The following is a 25108-nucleotide window of genomic DNA, read 5'->3' on the forward strand; positions in this document are numbered from 1 at the left end:
CTATGGCTCGACCGGGGCGGCGTTCGGCGCCTCGGGCAGCGGCAGCGGCGCGATCCGGGCGAGCAGCACCGCGAGCGCCAGCGCGATCCCGCCGAGCGCCAGGCAGAACAGCGTCACCCCGCGCCAGCCCGCATGCGTCCAGGCGATGCCGCCCGCAGACCCCAGGACGCTCGACCCCAGGTAATAGAAGAACAGGTACAAGGCGGCCCCCTGGCCGCGATTGCCGACCGCGCGCCGCCCGACCCAGGCGCTGGCGATCGAATGCGCGCCGAAGAAACCGATCGTGACGAGCGCGATGCCGCCGACGACCAGCGCGAGCGGCCGTGCCGCACTCGCCGCCACCCCGGCGATCAGCAGCACGATCGGCAGCCAGAACACGCGGCGCCGGCCGACCCGCCCCGCGAACGACCCGAACAGCGCCGAACTCGCCGACCCGAGGATGTAGAGCAGGAACACCAGCCCGACCGCGGCCTGGCTGAGCCCGTAGGGCGGCGCGAGCAGCCGGAAGCCGGCGTAATTGTAGACGGTGACGAACACCCCCATCAGCACGAACGCCTCGGCATAGAGCAGCGGCAGCGCCCGGTCGCGGAACAGCGCGGCGGCACCGGCGATCGGACTGCCGCCGCCGCCCGCGACGAAGCCGCGCGACGGCGGTGCGAGCCGGCGGAACGCCTCCGCCATCGCCACGCCGGCGAGGCCGACGCAGCCCAGCGCCCAGCGCCAGCCGGCGACGTCGGCGACGAGGCTGGCGACCAGCCGCCCGCCCATGCCTCCGATCGCGCTGCCGGCGATATACAGGCCCATCGCCGCGCCGACGGAGGCGACATCGACCTCTTCGGCGACATAGGCCATCGCCACCGCCGGCACGCCGGCGAGCGCGATGCCGGTGAGCAGGCGCAGCCCGAGCAGCGCGTGCCACCCCGGCACCAGCGCGGCAGCAAGCGTCAGCATGCCGGCGAGGAACATCGCCCACACCATCAGCGGCCGGCGCCCGACCCGGTCGGACAGGATGCCGGCGAACAGGATGCCCACAGCGAGCGGCCCGGTCGCGAGCGACACCGCGAGCGACGCGCCCTCGGCGCTCAGCGCGTAATCGTGCGCGAACAGCGGCAAGAGCGGCTGCACCGAATAGAGCAGCGAGAAGGTCGAGAAGCCCGCGAACAGCATTGCCAGCGTCAGCCGGCGATAGGCGGGCGTGCCCCGCCGCAGCGGGCCGTCAGAAGCCGGCAAGGAAGCTCGCGACGTTGGCGCCGAGCGCGTCGACCGCATAGCCGCCCTCCATCACGATCACCGTCGGCCAGCCGCAGCCGGCGATGTCGCGCGCCAGCAGGCGGTAGCCGGCGGTGGTGAGCGCGAAGCGCGAGATCGGGTCGCCCTCCCATGTGTCGGCGCCGAAGCTCACCACCAGCAGCCCCGGATCGAACCGCGCGATCGCTTCGAGCGCGCTCCCCTGCGCCGCCCGGAACGCGGCGAGGCTGGTGCCGTGGGGCAGCGGCAGGTTGCACGTCGCGCCTTCGCCCGCGTCCGCACCGGTCTCGTCGGCATGACCCCAGTAGAAGGGGAAATCGGTGGCGGGATCGGCGTGGATCGAGGCGTAGAAGACGTCGCCGCGATCCCAGAAGATATCCTGCGTGCCGTTGCCGTGGTGATAGTCGATGTCGAGGATCGCGACGCGGGCGATGCCGGCATCGCGCGCCGCCTGCGCGGCGACCGCGGCATGGTTGAGGTGGCAATAGCCGCCGCAATAGTCGCGCCCGGCATGATGGCCGGGAGGCCGGCTGAGCGCGAAGGCGGCGCGGTCGCCGCCCAGCACCGCGGCGGTGGCGGCCAGCGCGGCCTGGCTGCTCCAATAGGCCGCGGACCAGGTGTCGTCGGTGATCGGCGTCACGCTGTCCATCGCGTGCGCGCCGAGCAGCGCGTCGACCCGCGACGGCGTCAGCGACCGCCGCCGCACGATCGGAAAGGCGTAGGGGATGGCCTCGCCCGCCCGCCCCGCCGCGCGCCACAGCGCCGGTACCGCCTGCAACGCGTCGCAATAGGCGGCGTCGTGGACCGCGAGGATCGGCGCCAGCCCCGCGTCCGCAGGCGTTTCGACCGGTCCCAGCGCCGCGAGGATCGTCGCCAGCCGCGCCGGCACCTCGGCATAGGGCGTCAGGGCGCCGTTGTGAAATTCATGGGCCGGGTGGTGCGCGGCCTGCGCCGGATGCGCGAAGATCCTCATGCCGGTCGCCCCCGTCCCGCCGCCAGCAGCACGATCACCCCTGCCAGCGCCGAGGCGATCGATCCGGCGAGCACGCCGATCTTGACCTCGCCGAGCAGCGCCGGGTCGGCGAAGGCGAGGCCGCCGATGAACAGGCTCATCGTGAAGCCGATTCCGGCGAGCAGCGCCATGCCGTAGAGCTGGCCCCAGCCGATGCCCGCGGGCCGTCGCGCGATGCCCAGCCGGTCCGCGCCCCAGATCGCCGCGACGATCCCCAGCTGCTTGCCGAGGAACAGCCCGAGCGCGATGCCGAGCACCAGCGGCCGGCCGAGCGTCTCCGCGCCGACCCCGGCGAGCGACACGCCGGCATTGGCGAAACCGAACAGCGGCACGATCGCAAAGGCGACCCAGGGGTGCAGCGCGTGTTCCAGCCGGTGCAGCGGCGAGGTCGCGTCGTCGGGTGCGGCGGGGGAGGGGCGGATCGGGATCAGCGCCGCCGCCGCCACCCCGGCGATGGTGGCGTGGATGCCCGACATCAGCACGAGCAGCCACAACAGCGCGAAGGCGGCGAGATAGGGCCACAGCATCATGACCCCGCGCCGGTTGAGCCCATACATCCCCGCCAGCACCGCCGCGGCGCCCGCCAGTGCGGCGACGTGGATCGTTTCGGTATAGGCGACGGCGATGATCGCGACCGCCCCCATGTCGTCGACGATCGCGACCGTGGTCAGCAGCAGCTTCAACGCCGAGGGCACCCGGCTGCCGAGCAGCGCCATCACCCCGATCGCGAAGGCGATGTCGGTCGCCGCGGGGATCGCCCAGCCGGGCCGGAGCGCGGGGACGCCGCCCGCCACGGCGAGGAAGGCCAGCGCCGGCACCGCCATGCCCGCGGCGGCGGCGATGAACGGCAGCCGCCGCCGCTCGACGCTGGCGAGCCGGCCGTCGACGAACTCGCGCTTGATCTCCAGCCCGACGAGCAGGAAAAACAGCGCCATCAGCCCGTCGTTGATCCACAGGTGGACGCTCATCGGCCCCAGTTCGGGGGACAGCATCGGCCCGGTGGTCCGGTGCAGCAGCGCCTCGTACCCGTGCGCGGTGGCGGGCAGGTTGGCGACGATCATCGCCAGCACGGCGGCGGCGATCAGGACGACGCCGCCCGCAGCCTCGCTGTGCAGGAAATCGCGCAGCGCGCTGTGGCTGCCGCGTCGGGGCGTGCGGGACGTCATCCGTTCCCGCGTAACGGCTCCGCCGCGGCGGGCAAGCCGATACCGCCACGCGCCGCGGCAAAGGCGATGGCCCAGATCGCCAGTCCGCCGAGCGCGAGGCCGCAGCCGACGATTCCGGTCGACGTCCAGCCGAACCCGGCCGCGATCGCGAGGCCGCCCAGCCACGGCCCGATCGCGTTGGCGGTGTTGAACGCCGAATGGTTGAGCGCGGCGGCCAGCGCCTGCGCCTCGCCCGCCACGTCCATCAGCCGCGTCTGCAACACCGTGCCGAGCGCGCCGCCGAGGCCGATCGCGAACACGTCGAGCGTCATCGTCCAGGGGTTGCCGGCGGCGAGCGGATAGAGCGCCAGCGCCGCCGCCGACCACACCAGCAGCGCGCCCGCGGTCGGCATCAGCGCGCGGTCGGCGAAGCGCGGCACGACGAGGTTGCCGATCGTCATGCCGGTGCCGAACACGGCGAGCACGACCGGCACCGTCCCTGCCGATACGCCGGTCACCTCGGTCAGCGTCGCGGCGAGATAGGTATAGACCGCGAACATGCCGCCAAAGCCGATCGCGCCGGTGCCGAGCGTCAGCCAGACCTGCGGCCTCGTCAGCGCGGTCAGCTCGCGCAGCGGGCTGGCGGCGGTGTCGGGGGCGTCCGCGGGCGCGAGCCATGCGACCAGCGCTGCGGTGGTGAGCGCCAGCACCGCGACGAGCGCGAAGACCCAGCGCCAGCTCGCGACCTGGCCGAGCAGCGTCGCGAACGGCACGCCGACGATCGTCGCGACGGTCAGCCCCAGCATCACCCGCCCGACCGCCTGCGTCCGCCGGTCGTCGGGCACCAGCGACGCGGCGACGAGCGAGGCGATCCCGAAATAGGCCCCGTGCGGCAGGCCGGCGAGGAAACGGAACGCCAGCATCCAGCCATAGCCCGGTGCGAGCGCGGACAGCGTGTTGCCGATCGCGAACAGCGCCATCAGTCCGACGAGCAGCACCCGTCGCGACAGCCGCGCGGACAGGATGGCGATCGTCGGCGCGCCGACGACGACACCCAGCGCATAGGCGCTGATGACATGCCCGACCGTCGGCGCGTCGATCCCCAGCCCGCGGGCGAGGTCGGGCTCCAGGCTCATCGCCGCGAATTCGGTGGTGCCGATCGCGAACCCGCCCATCGCGAGCGCAAGGTGGACGAGGCCCGGATGCGCCGCGGCGGTCTGTCGTAACGTCATGAGATCTGCCCTAACCGGCTTTGCTGCAATGCAGCAAGGGTAACGGTCGAGCACCGGAACGGGTTCATGGACGCGGCGTCTGGGTCGCGACGCGCGCGGTGGCATCGGGCGTCGGCGCGCCGTCAGCCGTAGGCACGCCAGAAGAACACCGCGGTCGTCACCACCGTCACCAGCAGCGTCCAGCCGCGGATCGCCGCCGGGGGCAGGCGTCGCCCGACCAGCGCCCCCAGATAGCCGCCGGCGATCGATCCGGCCATCATCGGCACGCAGAGCGCCCAGGCGATCATGCCGCTCGCGACGAACACGATCGTCGCCGCGGTGTTGGCGACCGCGAGCATCAGCGTGCGCGGCGCGGCGAGCTTCGCCGGGCTCGCGCCGGTCAGCAGCCCCCACATCGCGGTCAGCATCATGCCGACGCCGCCGCCGAAATAGCCGCCGTAGATGCCGAGCAGCGCCTGTCCCGCCGCAAGGCTGCGCGGTCCGGCGACGAAACGGGTGCTCAGCCAGTCCGATGCGTGCCGGCCGAGCGCGATCGCGATCGTCGCGGCGAGCAGCAGCCAGGGCACGATGACGTCGAACGCCGTCGCCGGCGTCCAGGCGAGCAGCAGGCTGCCCGCGAGCCCGCCGGTGAAGGTGATCGCCGCGAGCGGTCGCACCCCCACCCCGCCGATCGGCGCGAGGCCCCGGCGATAGGCCCAGGCGCTCGCCACCGCGCCGGGCTGGACCGCGACGTTGCTGGTGGCGTTGGCGACGGTGGAGGGCAGGCCGAGCGCGATCAGCGTCGGCATCGTCGCGAACGATCCGCCGCCCGCGAGCGCATTCATCGCGCCGCCCAGCACCCCCGCCCCCGCCGCCAGCGCGAGGCCGGCGGCATCAGCCAAGCGCGGCCATCTTCTCGTCGGCTTCGCGATCCATCTGCGCGCGGCTCTTTTTCTCGGCGGCGGTCTTGAGCTGGCCGCAGGCGGCGTCGATGTCGCGACCGCGCGGGGTGCGGACGGGGGCGGAGATGCCGCCCTCGAAGACGATGTCGCTGAACCGGCGCACGCGTTCGGGCGTCGAGGTGTCGTAGGGCGCGCCCGGCCACGGGTTGAACGGGATCAGGTTGACCTTGGCGGGCAGCTTGTACTTGCGCAGCAGGCGGACGAGCTCGTGCGCCTCGGCGTCGGAATCGTTCTTGTCCTTCAGCATGACGTATTCGAACGTGATGCGGCGGGCGTTGTTGGCACCGGGATAGTCGGCGCAGGCCTGCAACAGCTCCTCGATGCCGTATTTCTTGTTGAGCGGCACGATCTCGTCGCGCACCTCCTTGGTCACCGCGTGGAGCGACACCGCGAGGTTGACCCCGATCTCCTCGCCCGCGCGCGCCATCATCGGCACGACGCCGCTGGTGGACAGGGTGATGCGCCGCTTCGACAGCGCGAGGCCGTCGCCGTCCATGACGAGGCGCAGCGCGTCGCGCACCGCGTCGAAATTGTACAGCGGCTCGCCCATGCCCATCATCACGATATTGGTGAGCATGCGCCCTTCGGGCTGGCTCGGCCATTCGCCCAGCGCGTCGCGCGCGAGCATCACCTGCCCGACGATCTCGCCCGCGGTCAGGTTGCGGACGAGCCGCATCGTGCCGGTGTGGCAGAAACGGCAGTTGAGCGTGCAGCCGACCTGGCTCGACACGCACAATGTGCCGCGATCCGCGTCGGGAATGAACACCGCCTCGTAATCCTGCCCGTCGGGCGAGCGCAGCAGCCATTTGCGCGTGCCGTCGGTCGACACCTGCGCCTCGATCACCTCGGGCCGGCCGATGACGAAGCGCTGCTCCAGCCACGGATGCATCGTCTTCGAGATGTCGCTCATCGCCGAAAATTCGGTCGCGCCGCGATTGTAGAGCCAGTGCCAGATCTGCTTGGCGCGCAGCTTGGCCTGGCGCAGCTCCATCCCCGCGTCGAGCAGGGTCTGGCGCAATGCGTCCTTGCCGAGGCCGATCAGGTCGATGCGACCATCCTCGCGGAACGTCTGCGGGCGCGGAACGGGGACAGGATCGATGTGGCCCGGAATGGGCATGGGTGGGGCAACGCTGTCGAGCATCGCCGGGATATAGACGAAAACGGCCGTGGTTTCCATCCCGCCCCGGCGGGCGGTCAGCGCACGCAGCCGAGCGCCGCCGCGTCGATCGCGGTGGCGGCGCCGGCGAGCAGGTAGACGTCGGCGAAGGGGCGGCCGCCGGGGGCGACCGCCTCGACGCTCATGCTGCGCCCCGATCGGATCGCGGCGACGACGGCGCGGTCGCTCGGCGCGTCGGCGGCCCAGGCGTCGAGCGTGTTGGCGGTGAGGTCGAAGCGGCGCTCGCCGATCGTCAGCGTGACCGGCGCCGACCGGTCGCGCTCGCGCGACAGGCGGATGTGCAGCGATGCGCGCAGCCCGCGATCCGGCCAGGTCGCGACGCTCGCCCAGCCGCCCGCACGCCCGCCCGCGGTCGCGGGGCGGGCGATGGCATAGCAGCGCGCGGGCACGGCGTCGCGGAAGGCGCCCCAGCTCCTGTACACGCCGATCGCCTGGCGCGCCGGCGCCGCCGCTGCCAGCAGGGCGAGCAGCAGCACGGCGTAGCGCGCGTCGCTCACGCCGGGGCGTGCCCGCTGCCGAGATGCGCGACCGTTTCGCGGCCGTGCGCGATCTCGACCAGCGACCCCTGCGGCAGGCCCGCCGCGATCGGCGCGCCCCATTCGGGGTGGACCGGCGCCCCCGTCATCACGCCGCGCAGCACCCGGCTCGATATGCCGTGCATGATGACGAGGCGGTCGCCGGGATCGTCGCCGGTGTCCGCCAGCCAGCCGGTGACACGGGCGGCGATGGCGCGATAATCCTCGCCATCGGCGGCGGGGCGCAGCAGTCCTTCCGCGGTCACCACCGGTCCGACCTCGTCCACCACGTCGGCGTAATAGCGCCCGCCCCAGCTGCCCATGCCGATCTCGACCAGCCGCGGGTCGGTGCGTGCCGCGTGCCAGTCGAGGCCGAGATGCTCGGCGATCACCGCCAGCGTCTGGAGCGCGCGGCCGGTCGGCGACGCCCAGAGCGTCAGCGCGGGCCGGTGACCGAGCCGCTCGCGCAGCGCGCGCCCGATCTCGTCCGCCTGCGCGAAACCGGCGCGGGTCAGCGGCGTGTGGGGGTGATCCCCCTGCAACCGGCGCGCGGCGTTGAATACGGTTTCGCCGTGGCGGGCGACGAAGTCGCGGCCCTTGCGGTCGGAACGGGCCGGGGCGGCGGAAACGGACGGCGTCATGCCGCCGGTGTCGGGGCGCTGTGGCGGAAAAGCAACGGTTTTCCGCGTTTAGCTGAGGTTCATGCAACGGCCGCCCGGTTCGACCATTGGAGCCGTCCGCCCCGCGTTCCCGGGGGCGAAACATGGAGTTGTTCATGCGTATCATCATCCTCGCCGCGCTCGCCACCACCGCGTTCGCCACCCCCGTCCTCGCCCAGACCGCGGGCGCGCCGTTCACCGGGCTGCGCATCGAAGGCGTCGCCGGCTACGATGCGCTGAAGGACGGCCACGACCAGGGATCGAGCACCAGCGACGGCGTCGTCTATGGCGGTGCGGTCGGCTACGACGTGCAGCTCAACAACCTGATCGTCGGCGGCGAGGGCGAACTGACCGGGTCGACTTCCGACACCCGGACCGACAATCTGCTGACGCCGGGCGACCGGCTGCGCGTGTCGGCTGGGCGCGACCTGTATGCGGGCGCGCGCGTCGGCTTCGTGCTCAACCCGACGACCCTCGCCTATGCCAAGGGCGGCTATACCAATGCCCGGGTCGAGGCGCGCTACGACGTCGGCAACACGCGGACGACGGATCGCGTCGATCTCGACGGGCTGCGGCTCGGCGCCGGGCTGGAGCACCAGATCGGTTCGAACACCTATGTGAAGGGCGAATACCGCTATTCGCATTACGGCAAGGCGGACGGGTTCGACATCGACGCCGACCGGCATCAGCTGGTCGCGGGCGTCGGCATGCGGTTCTGAGGTCAACGCTTCGTTAACCCGAATCGTCGGAGGGGTCGGGGCGCTTGCTCCGACCCCTTTTTCATGGGTAGGACAGGCGGGACATGTCCCGGACTCGGGGGACGACCCGGTTTCGGGGGAAGACCCGGTTTCGGGGGACAGGGGTTTTAAAGATCATGAAGGCGACGATCGAACGCGCAACGCTCCTGAAGGGGCTGAGCCACGTCCAGTCCGTGGTGGAGCGGCGCAACACCATCCCGATCCTGTCGAACGTGCTGCTGGAAGCGACGGCGGAGGGCCAGCTGCGGCTGATGGCGACCGACCTCGACCTCCAGATCAACGAATCGATCGTGGCGGCGGTCGACCAGCCGGGTTCGACGACGGTATCCGCGCACACGCTGTTCGACATCGCCCGCAAGCTGCCCGAGGGCAGCCAGGTGCAGCTGCACGCCGCGGAAGGGCGAATGTCGATCGTCGCAGGGCGCGCGCGCTTCAGCCTCGGCACGCTGCCGCGCGACGATTTCCCGGTGATCGCCGAGGGCGAATTGCCGACGCAGTTCGAAATCCCGGCGGAAACGCTGAAGCAGATCATCGACAAGACGCGCTTCGCCATCTCGACCGAGGAAACGCGTTACTACCTGAACGGCATCTTCCTGCACGTGCAGGACGACGCCAGCGAACCGACGCTGAAGGCCGCCGCGACCGACGGCCACCGGCTGGCGCGCGTCACGCTGCCGCGGCCCGAGGGCGCGGCGGGGATGCCCGACGTGATCGTGCCGCGCAAATGCGTCGCCGAACTGCGCAAGTTGCTCGACGAGGTCGACGGGTCGGTCGGCGTGTCGCTGTCGGGGACCAAGATCCGCTTCGACCTGGGGCAGGCGGTGCTGACGTCGAAGCTGATCGACGGGACCTTCCCCGATTATTCGCGCGTCATCCCGACCGGGAACGACAAGATCCTGAAGCTCGATCCGCGCAGCTTCGAGGAAGGCGTCGACCGCGTCTCGACGATCGCCACCGAAAAGACGCGCGCGGTCAAGATGGCGCTCGACCGCGACAAGATCACGCTGTCGGTGACCAGCCCCGAAAACGGCACCGCCGCCGAGGAAGTGCCGGGCGACTATGCCGCGATGCCGTTCGAGATCGGCTTCAACAGCCGCTATCTGCTCGATATCCTCGGCCAGATCGACGGCGACGTGGTCGAGGTGCATTTGAACGATGCCGCCGCACCGACGCTGATCCGCGAAAACGACAAGGCGCCGGCGCTGTACGTCCTGATGCCGATGCGCGTCTGATCCGCCGCCGGGGGATCCTTCCCCCCGGGCCGGTCAGCGCTGGGCCAGCTGTTCCGACGCGATCAGCTGGAGCGAGGCGGCAAGGTCGGGGGACAGGCCCAGCTCGTCGGCGGCACGTTCGCCGCGCCCCAGCGTGCGGGGATCGACCCCGGTGATGCGGCCGAACACCACCAGCGCCTCAAGATAATAGCCCGCCGTGCTGGCGTGATACTGGTCGTAGGACCACAGGTTCGCCTGACCGAAGGCGACGCCGTCATAGGGATCGGGATCGGCGACGCGCGCGGCGAAGGCGCGGTTCCATGCCTGGCCGACCGGAATCACCCCGGACACCGACCGGTTGGTGATCCGCGCCCGGTCGGCGGCGCTGCGCAGATCGTCCGCCATCGCGCCGATCGGCCGGCCGTACCACGCGCCGCCGGGCTGATAGACCTGATCCGCGCGGCTCCACGTCGCCATCAGCTCGACGCGCACGGCATGGTTGCGGACGCGGAACAGCGATCCCAGCTGACCGACGCTGCGGATATATTGGGTGGGGTTGCCGGGGCGGTCGCGGTCGAGCGTGCTGTATTCCTGCAGTACGACGACATCCCATGCGCGGTCGAACAGGTGGCGGCGCTGGTCGTAGTGGAAGGCGAGGCTCTGGCCGCCCTGCGTCTCCAGGCTGACGGCATAGGCCAGCCCCGCCTCGTCGGCGAATTCCTTGAACAGGGCGGGTACCCCGCCATAGCCCGCGCCGGTCAGGTCGGTGACGCGATGCGCGTGCCAGTTGCGCACCGGCGAATGCGCGCCCTGGGTGAAGCTGTTGCCGATGAACAGGATCGTGCGCGGCAGCGCGACCGGCGCGGGCGCCCGCTGTGCCGCCGCCGTGGTGGACACGGTCATCGCCAGCATCACGGCGGCCGCCATCTTGATCGTCATCGTTACGTCCCTCGCGCCTCCGGCCGACGGCGCGCGATTCGGCGGCCGTCGGCAAGGGGGGTGTCGATGCCACGCTGGCGCCCGCCTGTGGAGCCGTTAAGGGAGCGGCGATGCTCCAATTCTATCGCGACGATCTGGCGCGGCTCGACGCCAACGACCGGTTGCGCAGCCTGCGCGCGCGGACCGGGGTGGATTTCGCCTCCAACGACTATCTGGGCCTCGGCGGTTCGGCGCGATTGCGCGATGCGGTGGCGGCGGCGATCGACCGCGGGGTGCCGATCGGGTCGGGCGGATCGCGGCTGCTGCGCGGCAATCATCCCGAGCACGAGGCGCTGGAGGCGGAGGCGGCGGCCTGGTTCGGCAGCGAGGCGGCATTGTTCTTCGCCAACGGCTATGCCGCCAACGTCGCCGCATTCGCCACGCTGCCGCAACCCGGCGACCTCGTCGTCCACGATGCGCTGGTCCATGCGAGCGCGCACGACGGGATGCGGTTGGGGCGGGCGCCGCGGGTGGCGGCGGCGCACAACGACCTCGCCGCGTTCGACGCCGCGATCCGAGGGTGGCGGACCGACGGCGGCACCGGCACGCCGTGGATCGCGGTCGAGAGCCTGTACGGCATGGACGGCGACCGCGCGCCGCTCGCCGCCCTGATCGATCTCGCCGACCGGCATCAGGCGATGCTGCTGATCGACGAGGCGCATGCGACCGGCGTGTTCGGCGCCGGCGGGCGCGGACTGGCCGCCGCGTGGCACGGGCGCGAGAACGTCGTCACGCTGCACACCTGCGGCAAGGCGCTGGGCGCGGAGGGCGGGCTGTTGTGCCTGCCGCGCGTGCTGCGCGACATGCTGGTCAACCGTGCGCGCGGCTTCGTCTTTTCCACCGCGCCCTCGCCCCTGGTCGCGGCGGCGGTGCGCGCGGGCCTGCGCATCCTCGCCGACGAGCCGGAGCGGCAGGCGCGGCTGTGGGCGCTGGTCGCGGAGGCGGAGCGGGCGTTCGGCTTCGCGACGGGATCGCAGCTGTTCCCGGTGATCCTCGGCGACGATGCCGCGGCGGTGTGGCACGCCGCGCGGTGCCAGGCGGCGGGCTATGACGTGCGCGCGATCCGCCCGCCGACGGTGCCCGTGGGCACCGCGCGACTGCGGATATCGATCACCTGCAACGTCGACGCGGCAGCGATCGCGGGACTGGCGGAGGTGTTGCGATGAGCCGGACGATCGTCGTCACCGGCACCGATACGGACGTCGGCAAGACGGTGTTCGCCGCGGCGCTCGCCGCCGCGCTCGACGCAACCTATTGGAAGCCGGTGCAGGCGGGGCTGGACGACGGCGGCGATGGCGCCGCGGTGCGGGCGCTGGGCGTGCGCCGGGTGCTGCCGGAGGCGTACCGGCTGGCGACGCCCTGTTCGCCGCACCGCGCCGCACGGATCGACGGGGTCGAGATCGATCCCGCCCGCCTGGCGCTGCCCGCGGTCGCGGGGCCGCTGGTGGTGGAGGGGGCGGGCGGCGTGCTGGTGCCGCTGTCCGACGACCTGCTCTATGCCGATCTGTTCGCGTTGTGGCGCGCGCCGGTGGTGCTGGTCGCGCGCACCGCGCTCGGCACGATCAACCACAGCCTGTTGTCGATCGCGGCGCTGCGCGCGCGCGGGGTGCCGATCCTCGGCATCGCGTTCAACGGCGAGGCGCAGGAGGACAGCGAGGCGACGATCGCGCGGATCGGCGGCGTGCGGCGGCTCGGCCGTCTGGGGCGGGTCGACCCGCTCGACGCGGGCACGCTGGCGACGGCGTTCGCCGCCGGATTTTCGCGGGGCGCCTTCGCATGACCTCGCCGATCTGGCACCCGTTCACGCAGCATGGCCTGCGCGAACCGATCCCGACGGTGGTGCGCGCCGAGGGAGCGGCGCTGTATACCGCGGACGGGCGGCGCGTGATCGACGCGATATCGAGCTGGTGGGTGACGACGCACGGCCATCGCGAACCGCGGATCATGGCCGCGATCGCCGATCAGGCGGCACGGATGGACCAGATCATCTTTGCCGGCTGGACCCATGCGCCCGCGGAGGCCGTTGCGGCCGGGCTGCTGCGGCTGATGCCCGACGCGCTCACCCGCGTGTTCTTTTCCGATTCGGGATCGACCGCGGTCGAGGTCGCCCTGAAGATGGCGCTCGGCTATTGGCTCAACCGCGGCGAGCCGCGGCACCGCATCCTCGTGCTCGACCATGGCTATCACGGCGATACGATCGGGACGATGTCGGTCGGCGCGCGCGGCGCGTTCAACCGCGCCTACGAACCGTTGCTGTTCGACGTGGCGACGATCCCCTTTCCCGCCGCCGGGGCCGAACAGGCGACGCTCGATGCGCTGGAGGCGGCCTGTCGGCAGGCGCCGGCGGCGCTGATCGTCGAGCCGCTGGTCTGCGGCGCGGGGGGCATGCTGACCTATCCCGCCCGCGTGCTCGCGGCGATGCGCGCGATCTGCGCCGACCATGACGTGCTGTTCGTCGCCGACGAGGTGATGACGGGATGGGGGCGGACCGGCACGCTGCTGGCGTGCGAGCAGGCCGGGGTGGTGCCCGACATCCTCTGCCTGTCGAAGGGGCTGACCGGCGGTGCGGTGCCGCTGGCGGTGACGATGGCCAGCGAAGCGATCTATCAGGCGCACCTGAGCCAGGACCGGGCGCGGATGTTCTTCCATTCGTCCAGCTACACCGCCAACCCGATCGCCTGCGCCGCCGCGGCGGCGAACATCGCGATCTGGGAAGACGAGCCGGTGCCGGATCGGGTCGCCGACCTGTCGGCCCGACAGGCCGTACGGGCGGCGGCGCTGGCCGGCGTGCGCAACGTGCGGACGCTCGGCACGATCGCGGCGATGGACCTGGGGCCGGACGGTGCGGACTATCTGTCGGCGCTGGGGCCGGCGTTGCTCGCGTTCTTCCGCGAGCGCGACCTGTTGCTGCGGCCGCTGGGCAATACGGTGTATGTCATGCCGCCCTATTGCATCACGGATACGGATCTGGACGCGGTCTACGCGGCGATCGGGGAGGCGGCGGTGCGGTTCGGCTGAGGCCGCCGTCCGATGGGCGCCGCGGGTGGTTCGCGCGAAGACGCGACGCCGCGAAGAAGAACGGGGTTCGCGCGGAGGCGCGGAGAAGAAGGCCGTGCGGTTTTGCTTCGGACGGGGTCTGTGCGGCGATGCGGGTGTTCGCGCGAAGACGCAAAGCCGCGAAGAGGGCGCGCGCGCGGAGGCGCGGAGGCGCGGAGAAGAATGAAGGCCGCGCAGCGGCTATCCCGCTCCTTTGGCCCATTGGCGATAGGGGCGCTTCGCGCCGGGCGTGACACCTCCGCGTCTCCGCGCCTCCGCGCGAACCCCCTTCTTCTTCGCGGCTTCGCGGCTTCGCGCGAAAACCCCCTTATTCCACGAACGGATCGACCGTGATCCGCCGCCCGCGCAGGAAGGCGTCGGCGACGTGGCGCAGCGGCGCGATGTCGACGTCGCTCGTCCCCGCCTGCACGATCTCCGCGAAGCGGCGGTAGAGGCCGGCATATTCGCCGTGCAGCGCATGCGCCTGCGCCGGTTCGCTGCCGTCGGGCAACACCAGCCGCGCGCCGCCGTCGTGCAGCGTCAGGGTACCGCGGTCGGTTTCGACGACGATGTCCCAGCTTTGCGGCCCCTGCTGGAGGAAGTCGAAATCCGCCGCGATGCGCAGCCCGGCGTCGTCGGTGAACGCCAGCCGCGCGGCGATCGGCGCATCGCGATTGGCGGGAAAGTCCAGCGCGGCATCGGTGATGAAGAACGGCCGCGGCAGGATGCGCGTGACGATCGAGAGCGCGTTGATGCCCGGATCGAACACGCCGAAGCCGCCCGCGTCGAGGATCCACGTCTGGCCGGGGTGCCAGACGCGGATGTCCTCGCGCCAGGTCACCGTCACCGCATCGATCCGCGCATCGGCCAGAAACGCGCGCGCCGGCTCGACGCCGGGCGCGTAGCGCGAATGCCAGCTCGCGAACAGGCTGACGCCGGCCGCATCCGCCGCCGCTTGCAGCTGCGCGACCTCCGCCAGCGTCGCGCCGGGCGGCTTTTCGAGGAAGACGTGCCACCCCTGCGCGATCGCCTGCGCGGCGATGGCGCGGCGCACCTGCGGCGGCGTGCACAGCGCGACCGCATCGATCGCGACGCCGCTCGCGATCAGCTCGGCGATGTCGGTGAAATGCGGCACGCCGTCGACGCCGCCGCCATGCCGGCTGACCGTCGCGGCGAGTACGATGTCGGCTTCGTCGGCGATCGCGGGTACGTGTTGGTCGTGCGCGATCTTGCCCATGCCGATCAGCGCGAGGCGGATCGGCGCGCTCACAGCGGCCGCACCGTGACGGGCGCCCCGTCGGCGGTGGCGAGCGGGTTGCGCAGCGGCAGCGCGAAGGGCTCCGCGGCGATCACGAACACGTCGCCGTCCTGTGTCTGCACGGCGTCGGCGCAGGACAGCGTCGCGGTGCCGAAGAAGTGGACGTGGATGTCGCCGGGCCGGCGGAACGCGGCGTATTTGAAGTGATGGTGTTCGAGGTTGGCGAGGCTGTGCGACATGTTCGCCTCGCCGGTCAGGAACGGCTTTTCCCACAGCGTCGCGCCGTCGCGCTCGATCCGGCTGGTGCCCCGGATGTCCGCCGGCGGTTCGCCGAGCAGCAGTTCCGCGCCGAGCGACGCCTGGCGCAGCTTGGAATGCGCCAGCCACAGGTAATTGTGGCGTTCGGTGACGTGGTCGCTGAATTCGTTGGCGAGCGCGACGCCGAGCCGGAACGGCGTGCCGTCGTCGCCGATCAGGTAGATGCCGGCGAGTTCGGGCTCCTCGCCGCCGTCCTGCGCGAAGGCGGGCGAGGTCAGCGGCGCGTCCGGCGCGACCAGCGACTGGCCATCGCCCTTGTAGAACCATTCGGGCTGCGCGCCGGTCGCGCCGGCGGCGGGACGGCCGCCCTCCATTCCTTCGAGAAACAGCCGCATCGAATCGGTCTGCTGGCCGGCCGCGGCGGCCTTGTGCATCGCGTCGCGCCCCGCGGCGGAGCCGAGGTGGGTGAGGCCGGTGCCGGCGAGCATGATCCGCGCGGAATCGGGATGGTCGATCGCCGGCAGCAAGGTGCCGTCGGCGAGCGCGGCGTCGAGATCGACGCGCGCGTCGGTGCGGCGCGCGCGCGCGGCGTCGAGCAGCGTCCCACCCGTCGCGATCGCCGCCTGCGCGAGCTCGCGCGTCGTGGCGACGCCGGACAGGACATGCGCCTCCGCCTCGGCAAGGAGGACGCGGCGCGTGCCGTCGGGCAGGCGTTGCTGGAGCAGGCGAGCGTAGGTCATGCGAGGGCCCTTGCGGCAGTGACGAAAGCGGCGGCGTCGCGGGCGACGTCGGCGGCGGGCTTGCCCGCGCGGTACAGGTTGGAGCCGAGCCCGAAGCCGTCCGCCCCCGCGGTGCGCCACGGACCCATCGTGTCGGGCGCGATGCCGCCGACCGCGAGCACCTTCAGGTCCCTGGGCAGCACGGCGCGCTGCGCCTTCAGGAACGCCGGCGTGGCGCCGTCGGCGGGGAACAGCTTCAGCGCGTGCGCACCCGCCGCGAGCGCGGCGAAGGCTTCGCTCGGGGTATAATAGCCCGGCATCGACACCAGCCCGCGCGCCACCGCGGCGCGGATCACGTCGGGGTCGGTGTTGGGTGAGATGACGAGGTCGCCGCCCGCCTCCGCCACCGCGGCGACCGCGGCGGGGGTGAGCACGGTCCCCGCGCCGACCATCGCGCGCCCGCGATAGCGCGCCGCCATCCGCGCGATGCTGACCAGCGGATCGGGCGAATTCAGCGGCACTTCGAGCAGGGTGAAACCGGCATCGACCAGCGCGTCGCCGACGCCGTCGCATTCCGCCGGCGTCAGCCCGCGCAGGATCGCCACGAGCGGACAGGCCGCGAATGCGTCGGCGAAGCGGGCGGCGGGATCGGTCATGGGCGATACTCCTGGATACGTGATGCGAACGCGCGCAGGCGGTGGGCATCCTGCGTCGGCCCGATCCGGCCGCCGCGCGGCCAAGCGTCCGCCGGACCGCGGCCATACGTCGCGGCGAGCCCCGAAACGGGCGCCGGGCGACGGACCGTACGACGCGACCGCGACGTCACAGACGGGGCCGCAGATGGTGGACGCCGCCGACGAAGGCGGCGGTGGCGTCGACCGCCACGGTGGTGCCGCCGCCCGTCTCGATCGCGACGCGATACAGGTCGGCGAGCGCGCCGTCGGCGAGCAGGTGGACGGTCGTTCCCGCAAGGTCGCGCGCGCCGACGTCCGAGCCGATCAGCACGCCGCTGGCGAAGGCGGCGGCATCCTCCGGCGCGCGGCGCGCGAGCAGTACCGCGGCGCGCACCTCGAACAGCGCCGCGCCGAGGTCGCGCGCGCCGGCGCCGCGGGCGAGCCCGTCGCGGAACGCCGCTCCGTCCGCCACCGGGCCGTCGAGCATGCCCGCGAGGATGCCATGCGCCTTCAGCAGCGCGAACAATTCGCCGGTCATCACCGTGGTGACGTCGACGATCCGCGCATCGGCGCAGGCGATCCATTTGTTGTGCGTGCCGGGCTGACAGAAGGTCGCATCGGCGGGGGCGAGTCCGGCGGCGATCGCGCCGAGCACCTGCACCTCCTCGCCGCGCATCACGTCGGCGCGCGCCCCGGCCGACAGCGCGACGCCGGGCACGATCGTCGCGCGCGCGTCGTCGATCCGCAGCGCGGCGGCGGCCAGCGCGGCGAGATCGGCGGGGGCGGCGACATAGGCCGCCTCGCGCCAGCCGCGCGTCGATCCGACCATGCCCGCCGCGATCACCGGCCAGTCGCCGAGCTGCGCGCGCAACGCGGCGAGCGCCGGCGCATAGTCCGCCGCCGCCATCGCCAGCACGCCCGACCCGTCGCGGACGCTGCCGGAGACGCCGCCGTCCGCCTCGATCCGGTAGGCACGCCGGTTGGTCGTGCCCCAGTCGATGGCGATCACCGCGCCCGACATCGCGCCTGTCCCGCTCATGCCCCGCGCCTTATTCGGCCTGCGGCGTGCCGAGGTCGGCGGTCGGCTTCGACCCCCAGAGCGCATAGGCGAGCACGACGACCTCGCACGCCATCGTCAGGAAGAACGAATTCTGAAGGCCGTAGCGGTCGGCGAGCCAACCCTGGACGACGACCAGCGCACCACCGGCGATCGCCATAATCATCAGCCCCGAACCTTCCTCGGTCAGCGGACCGAGACCGCGGATCGCGAGCGTGAAGATCGTCGGGAACATGATCGAATGGAACAATCCGACCGCGATCAGCGACCACATCGCCACCGGCCCGGTGGTGAAGGTCGCGATGGCGACCACGACCAATGCCCCGAAGGCGAAGACGCCGAGCACGCGTTCCGGCGCGATCGTCTGCATGACGACGCTGCCGAAGAAGCGCCCCACCATCATGCCGCCCCACAGCAGCGCGAGATAGCGCGACGCCTGTTCGTGCGTGATCGCGGCGATGTTGGGCTGCGACACGAAATTGACGAACAGGTTGGCGACGCCGATCTCGGCGAGGAGGTAGGCGATCATCGTCGGGATGCCCAGCGTCAGGTTGCGGTGCTTCCACAGCGAATGCTGGTGACGGTCCGCCTTCGCCGCGCGCTGCGTCGCCGCGCCGAGCGAGGGCAGCGGGAAGCGCGCGATCACGATGGCGAGCACGACCAGCACGATCGCGACGAGGACGTAGGGCAGGATCACCGAATGTGCATCGGCATAGCGCTGCGCCTGGCTGATCTGCGCACCGGCGGCGGCGGTGCCGCTCTGGCTGCGGCCGAGGATCAGATAGCCGGCGAAGAGCGGCGCCAGCGTCGTGCCGAGCGAATTGAACGCCTGCACCAGGTTGAGCCGCGACGATCCCGTCTCGGGCGGGCCGATGACGGTGACATAGGGGTTGGCCGCGACCTGGAGCAAGGTGATCCCGCTGGCGATGACGAACAGCATCACCAGCGTCACGCCATAGGAGGGCAGGCTGGCGGCGAGCGTCATGCCGAGCGCGCCGGCCGCCATGACGAGCAGGCCGATGACGATCGCGCGCTGGTATCCGATGCGCTCGATCAGCTTGGCCGAGGGGATGGACGCGAAGAAATAGGCGATGAACCAGACCGACTCGATCAGTGTCGTCTGGGTATAGTCGAGTTCGAACACGGACCGCAGGTGCGGCAGCAGCACGCCGTTGATGACGGTGATGAAGCCCCACATGAAGAACAGGCTGGCGAGCAGGCTCAATGCCTTGGCGTAGGATCCGCCCCCGCCGCTCGCCGTCACGCCGCCCCCGCCGATCGGTCCTGCCATTCGCTCATCCTCTTCCGCTGCAGGCGCCGTTCGCCGCCTTGCGCCCTGATTATTTGTCAGACTATAAAGCCGCCATACGCCGGGTCAATGCCGGGGCACGGTCCGAGGAGGGATGCGATGAGGGTGTGTGGAACGCAGGTGCGTGGGACCTTGGGCATGGCATTCGCCGGATTGATGACGCTCGCGGCGGCAGGTGCGGCGGACGCCGCGACCGCGACGCGCGAGCCGGCGGGCACGCTGCCCGACGGCACCCGGGTCGAGGCGGTGACGCTGACCGCCAAGAGCGGCGTGTCGGCACGCATCCTGACCTATGGCGCGACGTTGCAGACGCTGAGCGGGCCCGACCGGGACGGCCGGCAGGCGGACGTGCTGCTCGGCTACGACGATGCCGCCGATTATGCCGCGCATCCCAATTTCTTCGGCGTCACCGTCGGCCGCTACGCCAACCGGATCGCCGGCGGCCGCTTTACGCTGGACGGCAAGGCGTACCAGCTGCCGCTCAACGACAAGGTCAACTCCCTCCACGGCGGCACGCAGGGCTTCGACAAGCGGCCGTGGCGGATCGTGTCGGTGAAGGACGGCGCGGTGACGCTGGCGTTGACCAGCGCGGATGGCGACCAGGGTTATCCCGGCAAGCTCGACGTCACCGTCACCTATGCGATGGGCGACGACGGCGCGCTGACGATCACCTTCGGCGCGACGACCGACCGGCCGACCGTGGTCAACATGACCAACCATGCGATCTTCAACCTGTCGGGCGAGGGATCGCCGATGGGGGCGACGGGGCACCGGCTGACGATCCCGGCGCAGGCGATCACGCCGGTCGACGCCAACCTCATTCCGACCGGCGCGTTGCGCCCGGTGCAGGGGACGGTGTTCGATTTCCGCAACGGCCGGGTCGTCGCGGACGGCCTGCGCGACGGCCGCGATCCGCAGATCGTGATGGGCCATGGCTACGACCACAATTTCGCGCTCGACAAGGGGCTGACCGCGACGCCCGGCCTCGCCGCGCGGCTCGAGGACCCGGTGTCGGGCCGCGTGCTCGAAGTGTCGAGCACCGAACCAGGCGTGCAATTCTACACCGGCAACTTCCTCGACGGGACGTTCATCGGCAAGTCGCGCCACGTCTATCGGATGGGCGACGGCATCGCGCTGGAACCGCAGAAATTCCCGAATGCGCCCAACCAGTCCGCCTTCGCGTCGGCGCGGGTCGATCCCGGCAAGCCGTACCGGCACGTGATGATCTACAAGCTATCGGTGGCCAAGTAACATGACGCCAAATGACATGACGCCAGATGACGTGACGGACGCGCGCACGCCTCTTCGCTCCAGGGCCTGGTTCGACAACCCGGCGAACATCGACATGACCGCGCTGTATCTGGAGCGGTACCTAAATTTCGGCCTCTCGCTGGAGGAGCTGCAATCGGGCAAGCCGATCATCGGCATCGCCCAGACCGGCAGCGACCTCAGCCCCTGCAACCGCCACCATCTGGTGCTGGCCGAGCGGGTGCGCGAGGGCGTGCGCGAGGCGGGCGGCATCGTCCTCGAATTCCCGGTCCATCCGATCCAGGAGACGGGCAAGCGGCCGACCGCCGGGCTCGACCGCAACCTCGCCTATCTCGGGCTGGTCGAGACGCTGTACGGCTATCCGCTCGACGGCGTCGTACTGACGATCGGGTGCGACAAGACGACGCCGGCGTGCCTGATGGCGGCGGCGACGGTCAACATCCCGGCGATCGCGCTGTCGGTCGGGCCAATGCTCAACGGCTGGCACAAGGGCGAGCGCACCGGTTCGGGCACGATCGTGTGGAAGGCGCGCCAGCTGCTCGCGGCGGGCGAGATCGACGATGCCGAATTCATCCGGCTGGTCGCCTCGTCGGCGCCGTCGACGGGCTATTGCAACACGATGGGCACCGCGACGACGATGAACTCGCTGTGCGAGGCGCTGGGCATGTCGCTGCCCGGCTCGGCGGCGATCCCCGCGCCCTATCGCGACCGGCAGGAAGTGTCCTACCTGACCGGCAAGCGCATCGTGCAGATGGTCGCGGAGGACCTCAAGCCCTCCGACATCCTGACGAAGCCGGCGTTCCACAATGCGATCCGGGTCAATTCCGCGATCGGCGGGTCGACCAACGCGCCGATCCATCTGTCGGCGATCGCGCGCCATATCGGCGTCGACCTGCCGCTGAAGGACTGGGAGACGGAGGGGCACGCGGTGCCGCTGCTGGTCAACCTGCAACCCGCGGGCGAGTATCTGGGCGAGGATTATTACCGTGCGGGCGGCGTGCCGGCGGTGGTCAACCAGCTGATCGGGCAGGGGCTGATCGACGAGGACGCGCTGACCGTCAACGGTCGCACGATGGGCGAGAATTGCCGGGGCGTCGCCATCGAGGACGAACGGGTGATCCGCCCGTTCGACCGGCCGCTGGTCGCGGACGCCGGCTTCATCGTGCTGTCGGGCAATCTGTTCGATGCGGCGGTGATGAAGACCAGCGTGATCTCGCCCGAATTCCGCGACCGCTATCTGTCCAACCCGGACGACCTCAACGCGTTCGAGGGGCCGGCGGTCGTGTTCGACGGACCGGAGGATTACCACCACCGGATCGACGATCCCGCCACCGGGATCACGCCCGAGACGCTGTTGTTCATGCGCGGCGCCGGCCCGGTCGGCTATCCGGGCGCGGCGGAGGTCGTCAACATGCGCCCGCCGGCCTATCTCATCACCGAAGGCGTGCACGCCCTGCCGTGCATCGGCGACGGCCGCCAGTCGGGGACGAGCGGGTCGCCGTCGATCCTCAACGCCTCGCCGGAGGCGGCGGCGATGGGTGGCCTCGCCTTGCTGAAGACGGGGGACCGGGTGCGCGTCGACCTCAACACCGGCTCCGCGAACGTGCTGATCCCCGAGGCGGAACTGGCCGAACGCCGCGCCGCCCTGATCGCGGCGGGGGGCTATGCCTATCCCGCGTCGCAGACGCCGTGGCAGGAGATCCAGCGCGCGGTGGTCGGCCAGATGAACACCGGCGCGATCCTGGAAGGCGCGGAGAAATACCAGCGCATCGCCCAGACCCGGGGCCTGCCGCGCGACAATCACTGACGGGGCCGTAGCATGGCGCCGTCGTGATGCGCGACGGCGTCTGTTGCTTCGCCTTGGGATGAGGGCGGTCCCCGGCCGCAATCGTCATTTCCGCGGAGGCGGGAATCGATACATGGGGCGGCCGGAAGACGCCGCGATGCCGGTGTGTATGGATCCCCGCCTGCGCGGGGATTACGAGCGATCGCGGGTTTACGGGCGTTGGGGGAGAGGGGGCGTTGACTCGTCGCAAAAAGCATGGTCTGCCGCGGGGCGTTAGCGCATCCGCACGTCTTCCGCGCCGCTCGGCCTCGTGCGGTCGCGGCCAGACGGTGCCGTAAGATCGTTATCGCATCGACTGCGGGACGACGTTGGGCTTCGCGTCGCTAGCCGATCATCACCATGCCCCGGCATCAGCCGTACGGCGTCGTGAACCGCCGCGATCCACGATTCTCCTCGTCATTCCCGCGAAGGCGGGAATCCATAGACGGAACGCCTGGAAGGAGCCGCGACGTCGGCGTGTATGGATCCCCGCCCGCGCGGGGATGACGAAGAGTGTTGGCGGGGGACGGACGTGCCTCGTGATGCCGTGCGCGCGCCATACGGCAAGCGCCTCCGCCCACCAGCCGGCGCGCACGACGCCGCCCCCCAAACCGGCGCCCTCACACCCGCAGCGAGCGTTCGGTATCCTCATGCGCCTGTTGCAACAGGACGATCGTCGCGTCGCGCGCGGCGGCGGCGTCGCGGGCGGCGATCGCGTCGAGCAGGCGGCGGTGCTGCGGCATCGGGTCGCGCGGGCGGCGGCTGCCGCGATATTTGAAGATGGTCGTCCAGCGCACCGCCGCGCCGATGCTGCCCGACAGGCTGACGAGCAGCTCGTTGTCCGTCGCCTCGAGGATCGTGTTGTGGAACGTCTGGTCCGCCGCCTGTCCCTCCGGGCGGTCGAGGCCGTGCGCCGCCATGCCGTCGAGCGCGGCGGCCATCCGGGCGAGCTGGTCGTCGTCGCGCGACAGTGCCGCCATCTCGGCGGCGGCGGGTTCGACGATCATGCGCAGCTGGAACAGCGCGCGCACGAAGCTAGCGGGCGGTTCGCCCTCGAACATCCACGCGAGCAGGTCGGGATCGAGCAGGTTCCATTGCGCCCGCTCGCGCACCCGCGTGCCCGACTTGGGCCGGCTTTCGACCAGCCCCTTGGCCGACAGCATGCGCAAGGCCTCGCGAACCACGCTGCGCGACACGCCGCGACGGGCGGCGATGTCGATCTCGCCGGGGATGACGCTGCCCGGCGGATGGCCGCCGGTGACGATCGCGATGCCCAGATCGCGCGCGATCAGCGTGTGAGACGGTTCGCGCCGTTCGCCCTTCGCCAATGCCGCTCTCCCCTGTTGCGTCCCACCGCCTAGGGCCATGGCGGGGGGATGGAAAGCCCGGGCCTTGCCGCCGGTGCCCGCGCGGCTGTAGCGGATCGGGATGGCCGTCACCGATATCGCCACGCGCACCTGGGACCATCACTGGCGGCTCGACCCGATCGTGCGCAGCCTGCTCGACACCGATTTCTACAAATTGCTGATGCTGCAGATGATCCGCCACCTGCACGGCGACGTCGATGCGACCTTCCGGCTCATCAACCGCAGCACGCGGGTCCGCCTCGCCGACGTGATCGACGAGGACGAACTGCGCGCGCAGCTCGATCATGCGCGCACGCTGCGCTTCGCCAAGAAGGAGCTGATCTGGCTTGCGGGCAACAGCTTCTACGGTCGCGAACGCATGTTCTCGCCCGATTTCCTCGCCTGGCTCGCCGCATTCGCGCTGCCGCCGTACACGTTGCACCGCGTCGACGGCCAGTTCGAGCTGACCTTCGAAGGGCCGTGGACGCACACGACGATGTGGGAGATTCCGGCGCTCGCGATCGTCAACGAACTGCGTGCGCGCGCCGCCCTGCGCGACAAGGGGCGGTTCGCGCTCGACGTCGTCTACGCCCGCGCCAAGGCCAAATTGTGGGACAAGGTCGAGCGGCTGCGCGCGCTGCCCGACCTCGTCATCTCCGACTTCGGTACGCGGCGGCGACACGGTTTCCTGTGGCAGCGCTGGTGCGTCGAGGCGCTGAAGGAGGGGCTGGGTGACCGCTTCATCGGCTCGTCCAACGTGCTGCTGGCGATGGACAACGACCTGGAGGCGATCGGCACCAACGCGCACGAACTGCCGATGGTGCTCGCCGCGCTGGCGACCGACGATGCCGGCGTGGCGGCGGCGCCCTATCACGTGCTGGAGGAATGGCAGGCGCATTACGACGGCAACCTGCTGGTCGTGCTGCCCGATGCATTCGGCACCGCGGCGTTCCTGCGCGATGCGCCGGACTGGGTCGCGGGCTGGACCGGCTTTCGCCCCGACAGCGCGCCGCCGATCGCGGCGGGCGAGCAGATCATCGCCTGGTGGCGGCGGCACGGGCAGGATCCGGCCGAGAAGCTGCTGATCTTTTCCGACGGGATGGACGTCGATTCGATCGAGCGCGTCTATCGGCATTTCCATGGCCGGGTGCGGATGAGCTTCGGCTGGGGCACGAACCTGACCAACGATTTCCGCGGCTGCGATCCCGATGGCGCGGCCGGGCTGGAGCCGATCTCGCTCGTCGCCAAGGTGACGCGTGCCAACGGCCGGCCGGCGGTGAAGCTGTCGGACAATCCCGCCAAGGCGACCGGCGATCCGGCGGAAATCGCCCGCTACCTGCGCATCTTCGGCGCGGATGGGCGGGCGCCCAGCGCGGTGGAGGTCTAGGCCGGAAGCGGTTCGCCCGGAACGACGGCCAAAAGCAAAATTATATTCGCGCGGAGGCACGGAAGATGCAGGGATCGAGGGCGCGGCAGCGTCG

23 protein-coding genes are annotated in these 25108 nt (G+C 71.1%); 8 read left to right on the forward strand and 15 right to left on the reverse strand.

Annotated features, from left to right (window positions below; translation table 11 throughout):
- The 8 genes from LPN01_RS13825 to LPN01_RS13860 all read right to left on the reverse strand — a co-directional run bounded on the left by LPN01_RS13825 (position 1) and on the right by LPN01_RS13860 (position 7911).
- On the reverse strand, positions 1 to 1230 hold the full coding sequence (locus LPN01_RS13825; protein WP_262829001.1) for an MFS transporter: 1230 nt from the start codon (positions 1228 to 1230) through the stop codon (positions 1 to 3).
- A complete protein-coding gene (locus LPN01_RS13830) occupies positions 1217 to 2221 on the reverse strand; it encodes a histone deacetylase family protein (protein WP_262829002.1) in 1005 nt (334 codons plus the stop codon). The genes LPN01_RS13825 and LPN01_RS13830 overlap by 14 nt, the downstream gene beginning before the upstream one ends.
- Positions 2218 to 3426: a Na+/H+ antiporter NhaA gene (gene nhaA, locus LPN01_RS13835; protein ID WP_262829003.1), complete on the reverse strand. Its 1209-nt coding sequence runs from the start codon at positions 3424 to 3426 to the stop codon at positions 2218 to 2220. The genes LPN01_RS13830 and nhaA overlap by 4 nt, the downstream gene beginning before the upstream one ends.
- Positions 3423 to 4637, reverse strand: a complete 1215-nt coding sequence (locus LPN01_RS13840; protein WP_262829004.1) for an MFS transporter — start codon at positions 4635 to 4637, stop codon at positions 3423 to 3425. The genes nhaA and LPN01_RS13840 overlap by 4 nt, the downstream gene beginning before the upstream one ends.
- 122 nt (positions 4638 to 4759) lie before the next feature.
- On the reverse strand, positions 4760 to 5518 hold the full coding sequence (locus tag LPN01_RS13845; protein ID WP_262829005.1) for a sulfite exporter TauE/SafE family protein: 759 nt from the start codon (positions 5516 to 5518) through the stop codon (positions 4760 to 4762).
- Positions 5511 to 6755: a 23S rRNA (adenine(2503)-C(2))-methyltransferase RlmN gene (gene rlmN, locus LPN01_RS13850; protein WP_262829006.1), complete on the reverse strand. Its 1245-nt coding sequence runs from the start codon at positions 6753 to 6755 to the stop codon at positions 5511 to 5513. Before rlmN ends, LPN01_RS13845 begins: the two co-directional genes overlap by 8 nt.
- 17 nt (positions 6756 to 6772) lie before the next feature.
- Positions 6773 to 7252, reverse strand: coding sequence for a hypothetical protein (locus tag LPN01_RS13855; RefSeq protein ID WP_262829007.1), 480 nt, complete (start codon positions 7250 to 7252; stop codon positions 6773 to 6775).
- Positions 7249 to 7911 (reverse strand): histidine phosphatase family protein, encoded by a 663-nt coding sequence (locus tag LPN01_RS13860; RefSeq protein ID WP_262829008.1) that lies wholly within the window; start codon positions 7909 to 7911, stop codon positions 7249 to 7251. Before LPN01_RS13860 ends, LPN01_RS13855 begins: the two co-directional genes overlap by 4 nt.
- Before the next feature lie 134 nt (positions 7912 to 8045).
- Between LPN01_RS13860 and LPN01_RS13865 the strand changes: the two genes are divergently transcribed.
- Positions 8046 to 8648, forward strand: coding sequence for an outer membrane protein (locus LPN01_RS13865; RefSeq protein WP_262829009.1), 603 nt, complete (start codon positions 8046 to 8048; stop codon positions 8646 to 8648).
- Between the two features lie 155 nt (positions 8649 to 8803).
- Complete coding sequence (gene dnaN / locus LPN01_RS13870; RefSeq protein ID WP_262829010.1) at positions 8804 to 9919, forward strand: DNA polymerase III subunit beta; 1116 nt, start codon at positions 8804 to 8806, stop codon at positions 9917 to 9919.
- A gap of 33 nt (positions 9920 to 9952) precedes the next feature.
- Here the strand turns inward: dnaN and LPN01_RS13875 are convergent, their stop codons facing one another.
- Positions 9953 to 10837: a DUF4886 domain-containing protein gene (locus LPN01_RS13875; protein WP_262829011.1), complete on the reverse strand. Its 885-nt coding sequence runs from the start codon at positions 10835 to 10837 to the stop codon at positions 9953 to 9955.
- Positions 10838 to 10947: 110 nt separating this feature from the next.
- Here LPN01_RS13875 and LPN01_RS13880 point away from each other — a divergent pair, with 110 nt between their 5' ends.
- Genes LPN01_RS13880 through LPN01_RS13890 form a run of 3 tightly spaced genes read left to right on the forward strand, consistent with a single transcriptional unit; the run spans position 10948 to position 13894 of the window.
- Positions 10948 to 12042 (forward strand): 8-amino-7-oxononanoate synthase, encoded by a 1095-nt coding sequence (locus LPN01_RS13880; protein ID WP_262829012.1) that lies wholly within the window; start codon positions 10948 to 10950, stop codon positions 12040 to 12042.
- Complete coding sequence (gene bioD, locus LPN01_RS13885) at positions 12039 to 12656, forward strand: dethiobiotin synthase (RefSeq protein ID WP_262829013.1); 618 nt, start codon at positions 12039 to 12041, stop codon at positions 12654 to 12656. Before LPN01_RS13880 ends, bioD begins: the two co-directional genes overlap by 4 nt.
- Positions 12653 to 13894, forward strand: coding sequence for an adenosylmethionine--8-amino-7-oxononanoate transaminase (locus LPN01_RS13890; protein ID WP_262829014.1), 1242 nt, complete (start codon positions 12653 to 12655; stop codon positions 13892 to 13894). Before bioD ends, LPN01_RS13890 begins: the two co-directional genes overlap by 4 nt.
- Before the next feature lie 346 nt (positions 13895 to 14240).
- On the opposite strand, the gene LPN01_RS13895 is transcribed toward LPN01_RS13890, so the two are convergent.
- The 5 genes from LPN01_RS13895 to LPN01_RS13915 form a co-directional block, all read right to left on the reverse strand.
- Positions 14241 to 15182 (reverse strand): Gfo/Idh/MocA family protein, encoded by a 942-nt coding sequence (locus tag LPN01_RS13895; RefSeq protein ID WP_262829015.1) that lies wholly within the window; start codon positions 15180 to 15182, stop codon positions 14241 to 14243.
- Entirely contained in the window at positions 15179 to 16168 is a 990-nt protein-coding gene (gene araD1, locus LPN01_RS13900) for an AraD1 family protein (protein ID WP_262829016.1), read from the reverse strand. Before araD1 ends, LPN01_RS13895 begins: the two co-directional genes overlap by 4 nt.
- A complete protein-coding gene (locus LPN01_RS13905; RefSeq protein WP_262829017.1) occupies positions 16165 to 16803 on the reverse strand; it encodes a 2-dehydro-3-deoxy-6-phosphogalactonate aldolase in 639 nt (212 codons plus the stop codon). The genes araD1 and LPN01_RS13905 overlap by 4 nt, the downstream gene beginning before the upstream one ends.
- A 166-nt stretch (positions 16804 to 16969) precedes the next feature.
- Positions 16970 to 17860 carry a 2-dehydro-3-deoxygalactonokinase gene (locus LPN01_RS13910; RefSeq protein WP_262829018.1) on the reverse strand — a complete coding sequence of 297 codons (891 nt, stop codon included), beginning with the start codon at positions 17858 to 17860 and terminating at the stop codon, positions 16970 to 16972.
- 10 nt (positions 17861 to 17870) lie between these two features.
- Positions 17871 to 19169 (reverse strand): sugar MFS transporter, encoded by a 1299-nt coding sequence (locus LPN01_RS13915; protein WP_262829019.1) that lies wholly within the window; start codon positions 19167 to 19169, stop codon positions 17871 to 17873.
- A 156-nt stretch (positions 19170 to 19325) separates the two neighbouring features.
- Here LPN01_RS13915 and LPN01_RS13920 point away from each other — a divergent pair, with 156 nt between their 5' ends.
- Both LPN01_RS13920 and LPN01_RS13925 read left to right on the forward strand, forming a co-directional pair.
- Positions 19326 to 20438, forward strand: coding sequence for an aldose epimerase family protein (locus tag LPN01_RS13920; RefSeq protein ID WP_262829020.1), 1113 nt, complete (start codon positions 19326 to 19328; stop codon positions 20436 to 20438).
- Positions 20439 to 20454: 16 nt separating this feature from the next.
- Positions 20455 to 22263, forward strand: a complete 1809-nt coding sequence (locus LPN01_RS13925; RefSeq protein ID WP_262829021.1) for an IlvD/Edd family dehydratase — start codon at positions 20455 to 20457, stop codon at positions 22261 to 22263.
- 638 nt (positions 22264 to 22901) lie between these two features.
- Here the strand turns inward: LPN01_RS13925 and LPN01_RS13930 are convergent.
- Positions 22902 to 23609: a FadR/GntR family transcriptional regulator gene (locus LPN01_RS13930; protein WP_262829037.1), complete on the reverse strand. Its 708-nt coding sequence runs from the start codon at positions 23607 to 23609 to the stop codon at positions 22902 to 22904.
- A 100-nt stretch (positions 23610 to 23709) separates the two neighbouring features.
- Between LPN01_RS13930 and pncB the strand changes: the two genes are divergently transcribed.
- Entirely contained in the window at positions 23710 to 25014 is a 1305-nt protein-coding gene (gene pncB, locus LPN01_RS13935) for a nicotinate phosphoribosyltransferase (protein ID WP_262829022.1), read from the forward strand.
- The last annotated feature ends 94 nt before the right edge of the window (positions 25015 to 25108 follow it).

It is taken from the genome of Sphingomonas sp. A2-49, assembly GCF_025548555.1.
Classification (GTDB): Bacteria; Pseudomonadota; Alphaproteobacteria; order Sphingomonadales; family Sphingomonadaceae; genus Sphingomonas.

Coding starts and splice junctions, on each gene's coding strand:
- LPN01_RS13830 (WP_262829002.1), bottom strand. CDS start 2,221: ATGAGGATCTTCGCGCATCCGGCGCAGGCCGCGCACCACCCGGCCCAT.
- nhaA (WP_262829003.1), bottom strand. CDS start 3,426: ATGACGTCCCGCACGCCCCGACGCGGCAGCCACAGCGCGCTGCGCGAT.
- LPN01_RS13840 (WP_262829004.1), bottom strand. CDS start 4,637: ATGACGTTACGACAGACCGCCGCGGCGCATCCGGGCCTCGTCCACCTT.
- rlmN (WP_262829006.1), bottom strand. CDS start 6,755: ATGGAAACCACGGCCGTTTTCGTCTATATCCCGGCGATGCTCGACAGC.
- LPN01_RS13860 (WP_262829008.1), bottom strand. CDS start 7,911: ATGACGCCGTCCGTTTCCGCCGCCCCGGCCCGTTCCGACCGCAAGGGC.
- LPN01_RS13865 (WP_262829009.1), top strand. CDS start 8,046: ATGCGTATCATCATCCTCGCCGCGCTCGCCACCACCGCGTTCGCCACC.
- dnaN (WP_262829010.1), top strand. CDS start 8,804: ATGAAGGCGACGATCGAACGCGCAACGCTCCTGAAGGGGCTGAGCCAC.
- LPN01_RS13875 (WP_262829011.1), bottom strand. CDS start 10,837: ATGACGATCAAGATGGCGGCCGCCGTGATGCTGGCGATGACCGTGTCC.
- LPN01_RS13880 (WP_262829012.1), top strand. CDS start 10,948: ATGCTCCAATTCTATCGCGACGATCTGGCGCGGCTCGACGCCAACGAC.
- bioD (WP_262829013.1), top strand. CDS start 12,039: ATGAGCCGGACGATCGTCGTCACCGGCACCGATACGGACGTCGGCAAG.
- LPN01_RS13890 (WP_262829014.1), top strand. CDS start 12,653: ATGACCTCGCCGATCTGGCACCCGTTCACGCAGCATGGCCTGCGCGAA.
- araD1 (WP_262829016.1), bottom strand. CDS start 16,168: ATGACCTACGCTCGCCTGCTCCAGCAACGCCTGCCCGACGGCACGCGC.
- LPN01_RS13905 (WP_262829017.1), bottom strand. CDS start 16,803: ATGACCGATCCCGCCGCCCGCTTCGCCGACGCATTCGCGGCCTGTCCG.
- LPN01_RS13910 (WP_262829018.1), bottom strand. CDS start 17,860: ATGAGCGGGACAGGCGCGATGTCGGGCGCGGTGATCGCCATCGACTGG.
- LPN01_RS13915 (WP_262829019.1), bottom strand. CDS start 19,169: ATGGCAGGACCGATCGGCGGGGGCGGCGTGACGGCGAGCGGCGGGGGC.
- LPN01_RS13920 (WP_262829020.1), top strand. CDS start 19,326: ATGGCATTCGCCGGATTGATGACGCTCGCGGCGGCAGGTGCGGCGGAC.
- LPN01_RS13925 (WP_262829021.1), top strand. CDS start 20,455: ATGACGCCAGATGACGTGACGGACGCGCGCACGCCTCTTCGCTCCAGG.
- pncB (WP_262829022.1), top strand. CDS start 23,710: ATGGCCGTCACCGATATCGCCACGCGCACCTGGGACCATCACTGGCGG.